Genomic DNA, 11484 nt, shown 5'->3' with positions numbered 1-11484 from the left:
CAGTTGTCCCCGGGCCCTCCACGATGATTCTTATCGAGTATCGACCGGCTTGATCCGCAATTGTGGTCCATGGTCCATGGGCCGCGGGATGGTTCGCCCATCAGTTGCACGGTGACGCCTTGGTCGCGGCCGATCTCGGCGTGGCCGGAGGTGGGGGTGAAGGTGATCGTCTTGGTGCTGGTGTTGTGGCGGGGGTCCAGCTGGGAAGGCTGATCTGGGCGGAGACGCTGGTGAGGTCCGATGTCAGGTCGGGCGAGTTGTTACCGGTGGCGACGGTGACGGTGACCTTGCGGCGTTCGATGGCTGATGCGCTGCGGCGGCTGCCGACCAGCATGAAATCGGCACGTTGTGGGTCGCCGCTCGACGGTGAGACGCGCACCGGGTCGGGATTGGTGTTCAGGTCGAAATGCAGTGGCGGGCTGTTGTTTACCGAGCCGTCGGCTGTCGTGACAGCAGTGTGGTATTGGGTGTTTCGAGATACTCAGTGATCGGTGATGCCGAGACGCGCGGTCACTGGGACGCCGAAGTCGGCGTCTGCCGCGGAGATTCGCAGCGGTGTGGCCCACGACACTTGGAACGATCGAATGGCCAGAAAGGGCGCAGAGCCCCAGAAGTACAGCTGGATGAAACGCACCTCCGGAGAGTCCCGTGCGGTGTAGTGAAACTCCCTCGTGCCTTTGTTGTACACAGTGGGGCTGGACCAGCCGACTCCGTCGACGGAGAATCTCAAGTCCCCTACCGGTGAGAAGTTTCCACCGCTCGTATCGCCGAAATAAATATCGACAGCAGAGATTCGCCGCGTCGTGCCGAAGTCGAAGGTTATATAGTCCGTCCAGTCGACTGCTGTTTTGCTCCGGTAGTAGGTTTCGAGATCCCCATCCAGCATGTTCTCCACCGGGAATTGCGGATCGGGATCTTTCGATGCCGACACTGTCGGGACGTCCGCGGTGGGCGCGCCCACGGTGAGCTCGTTGAGCGCCATGAGGTCACCGCGCACGATGAGGTTGCCGACCTCGAGGTCGGGTACACGCACGGTAACGGTGACGGACAGAGTTCGTTCGACTGTGTTGTTGCCGACCTGGACGGTCGCTCGCAGGTAGAACACGGTGGTGTGACCGAGGTCGTTGATCGGGTAGGTGGTCTTGTCCAAGACGTTGACGTCGGCGACGTCGTAGAGAAGCCGCAGCGAGGAGACGCCGCTGGCCTCCCAGTCGAGATTGACCGAGTCGCCGTTATCGATGATCAACTGGTCTGCCATGAAGTTGGCGAGATGGAAGCTCGGGGGGAATTTTCCGATGTCGAATATCGTGGTGCCGACGTCCCAGGGGTCGTCGTAGCCCGCTTCGCGCCATTCGAGGTCGATGCGTAGTGGTGCGCTGCCGATCTCGGTGTTGATTCGCATGCCCATCAGTTGCACGGTGACGCCTTGGTCGCGGCCGATTTCGGTGTGGCCGGAGGCGGGGGTGAAGGTGATGGTTTTGGTCGCGGTATTGGTGATCGGGGTCCAGCCGGGCAGGCTGATCTGGGCGGAGACACTGGCGAGATCCGGGGTCAGATCGGGTGAGTTGGTGCCGGTGGGGACAGTGATGGTGATTTTGCGGCACTCGATGGCGGTCCCGCTGCGGCGGCTGCCGACCATAACGAAGTCCGCGCGTCGCGGGTCCCCGGTGGAGGGTGAAATCCGCACCGGGTCGGGGTCGGTGTTGAGGTCGAAATGCAGTGGGGGACTGTTGCTCACCGAGCCGTCGGCGGCAGTGACGGTCGTGGCGGTGTACCGCGGGACGGTGGTCATCAGCGGGCTCCTCGCTCGTTGTGGTTCGGTTGCCGAATCGACCGCAGCGGAAGACGATCAGCGTTCGGTGATGCCACGATGTGCGGTCACTGGGACGCCGAAGTCGGCCGCAACGCGGGTGATCCGCAACGGCGGAAGTTGCGTCCGAACCATGAACGATCGAATGGCGATCGGCGCGTACTGGCCCGCCAGAGTCAACAAAACCTGCCTCGCCTGAAAACCTGCGGGCAATGACTTATGGTATTCGCGCTGACCGAGTGTTGTTTACCGCACCGTCGCTGGTCGCTGTGGTGGCGGTGTACTGCGTGATAGTGGTCATCAGCGCGCTCCTTGCTCGTTGTGGTTCCCGTTGCTGCGACTCCCCTGCGCGGCGTCTTCCAAAACGAGGTAGCCCGAACGGATCTCGGGATCGCTGCCGATCGGCAGGGATGCCGGGTCAGGGACGGTGATGGGTAGCGAGGTCCAGTCGGTGCCTGCCGGTTCGGTCCATGACCAGCTGCCGGTGGCGGTCGCGGGGTGCGGCAGGGTTGCGGCGCCGTGGTCGGTGGTGGCGATCAGTAGTGGTCCGGTGCGGAAGTTCACGGCCATGTTCGTCAGGGCCGCGTCGGTGAATCGTTGTGGGACGTATACCGATTCGACCGGGAGGATGTCGGTGGTGGCGTGTACGGCGGCGCGGGTGTCCATCAGCAGGGTGACCGTGGCGGTGCTGTCGCCGGCGAAGGCGAGTTTGAACCGGTCGCCGGTTCCGATGGCACGCAGGTAGCCGCCGTGCTGGCCGCTCGGTTCGAGGACGGTCTCGAAGTGGTCGTAGTCGTCGTTGAGGACGTAACCGACGAGCCCGTCGTCGGTCTGGCGTGCCTCGCCGAGGCGGACGATCCACCGGTAGTTCGGCATCTGCGGTTGCGTCTGCGGCGACTTGAGCACCTCCTGCCAGGTGACGTCCTTGCGTACCGCCCCGCACAGCTCGAGGTCCAGGCGGGCGCGGACCAAGGCCAGTGGACGGCCCACCAGGAAGGCCAAGCTCTGGTCCTCGGGCCCCTCCGGATCGATGACGGCCAGGGTGTCGTCGAGCAGGCCGCGCACTGCATCGAATACCGCAGGAGCTTTCTTGACGGCTCCGAGGTACCGATGAGCATGCGTGGACAGCCCGGCCAACTGGTCGAAGTCCTGCACCGGCGAGCCGGGTAGGGCGGTCCAGTGCACGATCCGTTGGCCGCCTCCGGTGAGCACCACTCGCAAATCGCCCAGTGCCCGGCCGTCGGGGTCGTAGCAGGCGATCGACCGGTCCAGTCTGTTGTGTACCAGCCACGCGCACACCGGGTTTGCGCCCGCGGTGAGTTCGACGTCCTGGTCGGTGTCGGCGGAGAGGAAGTCGAAACGCAGCCGAGCCGGTTGCAGCAGCCGCGGCCCGAGTTCCACGTATCGGTCCGTCTGGATCTCGCCGACGGCGTGATCGGGGGTCATCGATTCGGGTTTGATCAGCCGGTTGAAATGCAGCGGGTTGTCGATGAGGTTGACCGCACGGCCGAATCGGTCGACCACCGAGAGCCGGGTGAACATGAGGTGACCGGAACGCAATTCCTGGAAATCGGAGGGCTCCCAGTCGTCCCAGTCGAAGACCGGTTGCGGGCCGGGATCCGGTGACAGTCCCACACCGTCGCCGATCAGCTCGCCCAGCGCTCCGTCGGGCGCGGCGTTGACCCCGGCCAGACGCTGACCGACCGCCGCGCCCAGGCCGTCGAGACGCTGCGACAGCTGGTCCAGTCCGCGCAACTGTTCGCGCACACCCGCCAGCAGCGCTTCCGGCAGATCGGCCCGACCCGCCGCGTAGCTGTCGAGTTTGCCTTCCTGGTCGTACCCGCTGGTGGGGGCCAGCATCTGCCTGCCGCCCACGGTGATCGCGGGCTCCAACCGACCCTCGCCCTGCCAGCGGTAGCGATTGCGGTCGAAGCGCCACCGCTCGACGGTGCCTTCCACGAACGGAATGGCGGTGTATTCGGCCTCCCACATCAGGAATAGCGGCTGCCAGGGCTGACGCCACTGCTCGGTACCGTGCTCGGGCAGCGTGCCGGTTGCGCCGGCCAAACCCACCCCGAGCTCACGGGCCCGGTCGATGATGAAGAACTCCGTGACCAGTGCGCGCATCGGCCCCGGCAGGCCGGTGACGTTCACCTTGGCGACATCCGCGGCGACGGATGCCGCGGTGATCGAACCGATCCCGGTGACCAGACGCTCCTCGACCCGGCACGGCAAATCTGAACCTCTGGTCATCGGCGCGTTCAGGTTGGCGCCCTGCAGCATCAGCACCGGATCGGAATAGAGGTCGAACGGCTCCGCAGGGACCCGTTGCAGTTGCAGACCGGAACGCAATCCGTGCTCGGCGGCGTAGGCGCGGGCACGCGTGGCCAGCCCGTCAGCGTCGGTGGCCCAAGGGATTTCGGCGCGCTTCTCGTCGACCTCAGTGATCAGTGCGGTGACCTTGCCGGTCGCGGTGTTGAGTTCGCGCTCGATCCGCGAGGAGAAGAACTCGGGTTGCTTCTTCTCCCGCGACAGCGCCCACAGCACGAACAAGCGTTGCCGCGCGTCGGCCAGATCCCGCTCCAGCGCGTCGAGATCGCTTTGCGCACGGTTCAATTCGGCGACTACCTCCGCCGCGCGAACTTGCTCGTCGGCCCGCTCCGTGCGAGAGAGCGCGGCACGCACGTCGTCGGCACTGCGATCGAGCACCCGCCACCGGTAACCGCCCGGGGTCGGGCCGAAACCGGAATCGTGTGCGGCCCGCTCCGGGAACAGCTCGCCGTCGGCGCGGTCGTACTCGTTGAGCACCCCGAGTGCGAATGCGCTGTAGAGGCGAGCCTGTTCGGCGCCGAGCGCATTCGAACCGCCGGCTTGTTCCTGAAGTACCCCGGCGGCCTCTGCGGTGCTGTTGCCGATGGCCACCGCGATCTCGCGGGCAATCGGACTGTCGGACGGATAAACTCCGCCGTCCGGCCGCCAGTCGATGCCCAGCGCGCTACCGGAATACAGCGAGCGGCGGGGACCACCGAAGGTGGAAGCCAGCTGCCATTCCAGACGCCGCATCACCTCATTGAAGGGTTCATCGGCGTGCGGTCCCACGACGAGGATGTCTTTGGCAGGGTCGGAGTACCAGCCGACGACGTGATAGCTGAGCCGGTCGACACCATCGATGTCGCCGAGCGTGTCGTGCAACGAGAAGACGTTCGTGTTGTAGGGCTGGTAGACGGAGAAGGTCAGCAGGCCAGGACCCAGCGCCGTGAGGAACTGGCCGCCACCCGGTTCCTGCCAGCCGCTGCCCGCGCTCAGCTCGACCGCCCGCCCGATCTTGGTGGCAGTCGCGGCGTCGGCGTGCGGATCGAGGTAGGAGACCGTGCCCTCCCTTCGGTCCAGGAAGTCGCTCTGCACGATCCAGCAGCGCACACCCTGATTCGAGCGCCGGGTGACCAGCCACCGGTTGGGCACCAGCGGGAAGTCACCGATCTCACCGGTCTCCTCATCTTGATGGCCTTGGCGCAGCGCCTCGGGCAACTGCCACTGGAGATAGACACCGAGCCGGGACGCGTCACCGCCCCACATCTCGGTGCCGCTGAACGGTTGCGGCTCGGGTGCCTCGTTGTCGTTGACGAAGGGGACGAAGTTGGCGATCCAGCGTTGCATGACGTAGGTGCCGTCGGTGTCGCGGGTCTGCGCGTTGACCGCGAACGCCGCGACCTCCACGGGGACCACGAGAGTGTCGTTGGGCATGAATACCCCCTGGGGAGGACGGATTCGGCTCAGGGCCGGGAAAAGGTTTGCAACTGCGGGGCTTTGATCATCTGCAGGGCGAACTGGGCCGAGGAGAGTGTCGGAAGACCGTGTGCGGCAGCGAGTTCGGGCAGTAGCTTCGCCTGGATGTCCAATACATCCCCAGCGGCCCGCAGGAAGCGGCCGAAGCCGGCTGGAACCGGGAATTCGCCCATGGGGTAGCCGATTTGGCCGGTCAAGTGGCGCAGCTCGACGGTGCCGACATCACCGATACCGAAGTGCAGCCCCTGCGGCGGCTCGGCCAGCGTGAACCGATCGATCACGCTCGGGTACAGCAGCATCAGCACATCGCTGCCGAATAGCGTCCGATGGGTCGGTTCGACGGTCTCCTCGCCACGGAAGGCGGTGATGATGGTGCGCGGCCAGTTCGGGATCAGGGCGGATCGGATCAGCACAACGCACTTGGGCGGAGCCTGCACTTCGGCGGCAAGCGCGTTCAGGTCGGCATCCAGTGCGTGACCGACACCGACACTCAGTGCACCGTCCACGGCCGCCCGGACCCAGTCGGGGTCGATGTAGCCGAATCGGATGCTCTCCGGCGGCAGCATCCGCGGATCGGGCACGAGGTGGTCGAACGGCAGCATCTCCAGGACGGCAAGCCGATTCAGCCACTGCGCCACGGGATCCAGTTCCTCGGCGGTGGCCGCCCGGAGCACGTCCCGGGACTCGGCATCGGCCAGCGTCGCCCGCAGCCCGGATACCGACAGCGCCGACAATGTGCCGTTGCGTGGAGCCGCGCGGCGGGGCGCGACAGCGAGTTCGGCACCGCTGCGGGCGAGAGCACCCATGAGCCGGTCGGACAGTAGCTGGTCGAAGGCGTTGCGGGCCTGGTTGTCCCGCAACGAGCGGCCCGCTGCGGCGATACTGCGCCCGGAGACCGACTCCGGATGCGCGGCCATGCGCCGGGCGGCGCGGCGCGCGGCCTTGCGAAACTCCAGCAGCTGGTTGCGGAACGGAGCATCGGCCAGTGCGAGAGTGCGGCCGAGGCTGAACGCCGAGGCATACCCGGTATCGAAGATGCCCCACTGTTGCAGGTAGATCAGCGCTTCTCCACTGGATTCCAACCGGGGTGCGGCGGGGTCGGGCAATCGCCGTGCAGGTGCCGCGGTGAGCGGGCCACGGTAGAAGCCGAAACTGCGTTCGCCCGATTCCAGGCGCTGTGGCAGCACGGTCGCGCCGCCCTCGAGCCGCTGCCGCGTATCACCGTCGGCGCTGCCCGGTGACAGCGGAACCCGCAGTAGCAGATCAGGTTCCGCGGCCAGGTGCTGCACCAGATCGCCGAAGCCGATCCCGTTGTCGTACTGGGTCTCGAACGCCCAGGTGTGCAGCGACACCAGCCGCAGCCCTTCGGCCGGCGGCGCGGTGCCGCCCAGGTAGGGTTCGAAGCCTTCCATCGAAACCAGGTGCGCGACATGTCTTCCGCCCGCCGCAGACGGGAACCGGTTGGCGACGACGACAGCGTTGAGGTCGTCGAGGTCGGGCTCGGGATCCGTGCCGCGCACATGGTCGGCGTCCGGCGGGCCGCCCTCCCGCATGTGCGCGAGCAACGCCAGCTCGGCCATGGTCGGCCGGATCATGGCGAACACATTCGCGGGCACTTGGATTGTGCGACAGGACAGTTCGGCCTCACCCTCCTGCAGGTCGGCGGTCTCGATCGCCGGCGGCCTGCCCGGTCCGGCCTGCCCGCCGAGCAGAGTACCGACAGTGGAGACGGTGACCGCGCCGACCGCCTGCGGGTCCTGCGGCAGCTCACCTTCCCGGAACACCAGCAGGGCAATCCAGGGTGTACCGTCCGCGGCTCCTTTGAGCAGGCGTGACCACGGCAACGCGGCCAAATCGAAGGTGATGTGCGGCAGGATCTGATTGTATTTCCCGACCGCGCCGGGCACCGGATAACAGGCGTGGATCTCGGAGGCACCCAACGAGAAGCGCAGACCGTGCACATCGAAGGTCTGCTTGCGTTCGGACAGGGTGGCGATGGTGGCGATGTCCTGCTCGATCGTGATCCGGTAACGGCCCGCGTAGAGCGAGGGAATGCGATGGTCCAGGAATCGAGTGCGAGTGCTGACGGTGGGCATAGCGACATCCCCCTTGTTCTCAGCTGGCAGAGACCAGCATCGGCTCGGCGGTGAATGCGGTCTCGGCGAAGCGGGCGTATGCGGACAGGTCGTTGTCGAGTGCACCCAGGTGCACCCCCAACGTCTGAAGCTGCCCGGCCAGACGCTCGCGGGCGGTGCGCTGTGGGGCCTCGGCCACAGTGGTGGCGATGGTGCGGATGACGTTGACGTTGCTCGGACGCTGCGGAGTCGCCCCGACCGGACCTGCCGCCGGATCCAACGGCTGCGCGCCATCGGGAGCGACCGGATCGAAGGCGAGGGCCTTTTCGTCCATATAGCCGGTGGAGTTGCCGTACTTCGCCGCGGGAGAACTCAGTTCCACGCCGAGCAGCTGATTCTTCACCAGGTGCTGCTCACCGCTGGGTAGGCTGTTGGAGCTGCCGGTACCCCACAATTCGCTTGCCACGGTGGCAGTTCGGCGGCTGCGTGTCCAGGCATCGAGATTCACAGGCGCGCCGTCTCGAGTCAGCGATACCCGCTGGTTGCTGGTCAGGCTCTGCCGGGCCATCGGGCGAATATTCACCGCCGCACCGGATTCGGCAGCGGTGGTAGCAGCACCTAGGTACAGATTCGTGATCGGGACCGTGGTGTCGGAGCTGAAGGAGAATCCGTTGGCCGACACCTCCCAGTAGTCGTCGGCGCGCTGCATGCCGGGATGCTTCTCGACGAGCAACCCCGAACCGGGCAGGACACGAACGTTGTTCTCCGCGGGCGGCAGCATCGCGGCGAACCCGGGCCAGTCGAGCACCTTGTCCGCCGACCCGCGACCACTGCCGAAATTGATGGTGAAGGAGATGAACCACAGCTTCACCTTGGCTTGACCGCCCGTGGGCGGCCCCCAAATACCGAGTGCTACACCGACTTCGACCGTGATGGTGATCCGGACGAAGATGATCTTCACCGACGCCGAGACACCGATGCGCACTTGTAGTCCGACATCTACGTAGAACGGTTTCCATTGGATCAGCGCGTCTACCTTGGCGATACACCACGCGCGCACTATGCCCGAGTGGAACCGCACGTCCAGCGCACCACCGGCCATCGCGGCTGCCGGAGTGATCGCCAAGTATGCACTGCCGGAGATGGTTACGCTGCCGGTCAGATCCCAGTCGAATCCGAGCCGCGGCACCTGCGGATACCGTTCGGGCGCACGATAATTGGGATGGTAGCCGCCCACGGTGTAGACGAAGTCACCCGCGTGCGGGCTGTTACCGAACCAGGCCCGGAATGCGACACCGCCGCGCAGCCGGCAGTTGGGGTCGAGAAGGAACGAATCGTTCGTGAGTTGCGCGTCGAATGCCAGTTCGCCCTTACCCGGCGCGAGCACGGCGCGCAGATCGACACCGATCCGGGCGTACTTGCGGCTGCCTTCCTTGGGTAACTCGGCCTTCCCGGTTCCCAGCAGTGCCACGGTCAAATCCTGACCGGTCTGCACGATGGCCATTGCCCGGCCGGTAATCAGCTCGGCGATGGTGAAACCGAGTCCAGCCGCGACCCACAACTCGTCGTCGCGCGGAGTGACCCAAGCATCCGAACCCGCTGTCAGCGCCTTGAGAACCTGCACCGGATCCTCGTTCTCCGCACCGATCGCGCGGGGATCGTCCAGCGCCTTCAAGAATGGGAAGTCTCCGAGTTCGGAAATCTCGGGAAGCCGCATCCGGCTGTTCCAGCCGAGCCCGGCCGAAACGCCGGTCAACCGCAGCGCCGGAATGCCGATACCCGGATTGCCACCGATCCCGACATAACCGAAAAGTGAAGACTTGGCCGAGGATTGGGGCACCACATAGGCACCCATGCCGGTGCCGTACAACCCCTTGCCCCCACCACCGCCGAAGGAAAACATCAGCACACCGCCGATGATCGCCTGGTACGGGGCCTCGACAGGCAGCACCCCGAGTGCACCGGTGATGCGCACCGGAGTGAAGTCGTATTCGACGCTGACGACCGCGCCATCCTCACTGATATCCAAACCCCATCGGCCGTTCCCGCGTTCGATCGCGGCACGACTGCCCGCCAGCACGGCGAATCCGTCGGGGGTCGCCACGGCTCGCGCGCGTAGCTGCATATCGGGACTTCGTCCGGCCTGGCGCGATGCGGGCGCCGGCATCGGCCTGCCGAGACCGTCCACACGAGAAGGGTCGAGTGGAGTATCCGGTCGCGGCGGATCCAGCGCGATCAGCGTGCGGTGCGGGAGCAACGGATGCTCCGGCGGCAGTAGCCACATGCCGGCGGGCAGTCCCGTAGCGAACGGATCCGGAAGCTGACCCCTGCCGACCCCGTCGAGTCCGAATTCCTTTTCCCCCAGCAGATCCGGCGACAACGCGGTATCGGTGCACACGACCCGCCAGCCGTCGGCTTCAGCCATGAACACACGTGCGGTGTTCGCCAGCAGGGTTACCGTGCCCCGGGCGCAGGTGGCAGTGAGCGTCGCGCCGACGACTTCGTCGAGCAGCAACCGCACCCGCTCGAACGCCGGGCAGGGCAACACGGGCAGATCGAAACCCACACACCGGCCGAGCAACTCGGCACCCGCGCCGGGCGCAGGCAGCTCGACATCGACAGTCGCCACAGTGCTGTCCGCGGCGATGGTCAGCTGCACCGACGCGGGCACCTGCGTGGAGCGGAAACAGCCCGAGCCGGTCGCCGAGATTGTGCTGGACGTATCCGTCGGCGTGACCTGCAGGGTGCCGTCCGGAAACAGGACACGAAGCCCGTCGCCGAACCCGAGCATCTCGACCGGAATCTCCGCCGGCCGACCGGCGGACTCGTCGAGGATCTTTCGCAGAATATCGATTCGGACGGACACAAGCCCTCCTCCACGTCCCGTCCACGGTCCGGACGAGACAGCCGCCGTCAATGGTGAGCCGAAATATGTTCTGCCATAGTGAATTTGAGAACACCGGATCGCCGGAACCAACACCCGACCGGCGTGACTCGGCCTTGGATCGGTCTGCTATTTGGGGCTGGGTACAGATTTGCCATTCAGGCACGTGCGTTTGGACTATATCATGCGCCGGGCGGCCGTACGGTGGATGCCGTGTCGGCCAACCGATCCGGAGTGAGTTCGGGTGGAGACCCCGATGGTAAAGACACCGCCGCCGCTGTAGGCAAGATCGTTATGCGGGGGCGCGGCGAGTGTCGAGGTACTCGGCGACGGCGTCTTGGTTGGGGGCGGGGCAGTCGATGCGCCGGACATGCTCACAACCCTGTTCAAGGAGTCGGTCCGGCCGCTGAGCCTTGTGCAGTCCGGATGGCCTGGGTGGCCGCGGGGTGCGATGTGGAATTCGTGCGTGGTGTGCCGGCGGGTCGACGGGATGCCATCCTGGCAGGCTTCGCCGCCGACACCCTGCTCAACGACGTACGCCGTGAATTCGCCGGCACCGCATCGATCCGCGCCTGGGCGCGCCGCGAACTGGTCGACGACAAGGTCGCCATGGCTGTCGGGGGTGGGGGTAATACAGACAGACTGCGGCGGTGATCGTCGCTGAGAGCCGACAAACGGTGAGCGTCGCGGGTGCGCGGCTCGGCGGTGAACACCATTATTTCGAGATCGCCGTTGGGCGCCGCCAGCGCATTCGCATCCTGCTTGATGGCGCCGACCGCCAGATGATGGGTGATTCCGCAGGTGCCGCCGAGCTTGGTGGGGCCTGCGCTGGACCGCAGGTCATCGAATTGTCCATGCGCGCCGCGTAATTCGGCGGCAAGCTGTGTCGGTGCCGTGTCGCCGCCGACGGCCACGTCGGTAGCCACCGA

7 protein-coding genes are annotated in these 11484 nt (G+C 65.9%); 3 read left to right on the top strand and 4 right to left on the bottom strand.

The window, feature by feature from the left end:
- Positions 1-119 precede the first annotated feature (119 nt).
- Entirely contained in the window at positions 120-488 is a 369-nt protein-coding gene (locus ABH933_RS22770) for a hypothetical protein (protein WP_429419931.1), read from the top strand.
- On the opposite strand, the gene ABH933_RS22765 is transcribed toward ABH933_RS22770, so the two are convergent.
- The 4 genes from ABH933_RS22765 to ABH933_RS22750 all read right to left on the bottom strand — a co-directional run bounded on the left by ABH933_RS22765 (position 482) and on the right by ABH933_RS22750 (position 10537).
- Positions 482-1792 (bottom strand): discoidin domain-containing protein, encoded by a 1311-nt coding sequence (locus ABH933_RS22765; RefSeq protein ID WP_429419933.1) that lies wholly within the window; start codon positions 1790-1792, stop codon positions 482-484. The two genes, ABH933_RS22770 and ABH933_RS22765, sit on opposite strands and share 7 nt — an antisense overlap.
- 318 nt (positions 1793-2110) lie before the next feature.
- Positions 2111-5554, bottom strand: a complete 3444-nt coding sequence (locus ABH933_RS22760; RefSeq protein ID WP_429419935.1) for a hypothetical protein — start codon at positions 5552-5554, stop codon at positions 2111-2113.
- 29 nt (positions 5555-5583) lie between these two features.
- Complete coding sequence (locus ABH933_RS22755; protein ID WP_429419937.1) at positions 5584-7692, bottom strand: hypothetical protein; 2109 nt, start codon at positions 7690-7692, stop codon at positions 5584-5586.
- A 19-nt stretch (positions 7693-7711) separates the two neighbouring features.
- Complete coding sequence (locus tag ABH933_RS22750; protein ID WP_429419940.1) at positions 7712-10537, bottom strand: DUF6603 domain-containing protein; 2826 nt, start codon at positions 10535-10537, stop codon at positions 7712-7714.
- A gap of 444 nt (positions 10538-10981) precedes the next feature.
- Between ABH933_RS22750 and ABH933_RS22745 the strand changes: the two genes are divergently transcribed.
- Positions 10982-11209 (top strand): hypothetical protein, encoded by a 228-nt coding sequence (locus ABH933_RS22745; RefSeq protein WP_429419942.1) that lies wholly within the window; start codon positions 10982-10984, stop codon positions 11207-11209.
- Complete coding sequence (locus tag ABH933_RS22740) at positions 11206-11424, top strand: hypothetical protein (protein WP_429419944.1); 219 nt, start codon at positions 11206-11208, stop codon at positions 11422-11424. Before ABH933_RS22745 ends, ABH933_RS22740 begins: the two co-directional genes overlap by 4 nt.
- Positions 11425-11484: the final 60 nt, after the last annotated feature.

The sequence above is a fragment of the Nocardia sp. GP40 genome (genome assembly GCF_050434125.1).
Lineage (GTDB): Bacteria > Actinomycetota > Actinomycetes > Mycobacteriales > Mycobacteriaceae > Nocardia > Nocardia albiluteola.
The sequence above is the reverse complement of the archived record's forward strand: the minus strand, read 5'-3'. Positions and strand labels throughout refer to the sequence as shown.

Excerpts from the sequence above, each read along its gene's own strand:
- ABH933_RS22745 (WP_429419942.1), top strand. The coding sequence starts at position 10,982 with ATGGCCTGGGTGGCCGCGGGGTGCGATGTGGAATTCGTGCGTGGTGTG.
- ABH933_RS22755 (WP_429419937.1), bottom strand. The coding sequence starts at position 7,692 with ATGCCCACCGTCAGCACTCGCACTCGATTCCTGGACCATCGCATTCCC.
- ABH933_RS22760 (WP_429419935.1), bottom strand. The coding sequence starts at position 5,554 with ATGCCCAACGACACTCTCGTGGTCCCCGTGGAGGTCGCGGCGTTCGCG.
- ABH933_RS22765 (WP_429419933.1), bottom strand. The coding sequence starts at position 1,792 with ATGACCACCGTCCCGCGGTACACCGCCACGACCGTCACTGCCGCCGAC.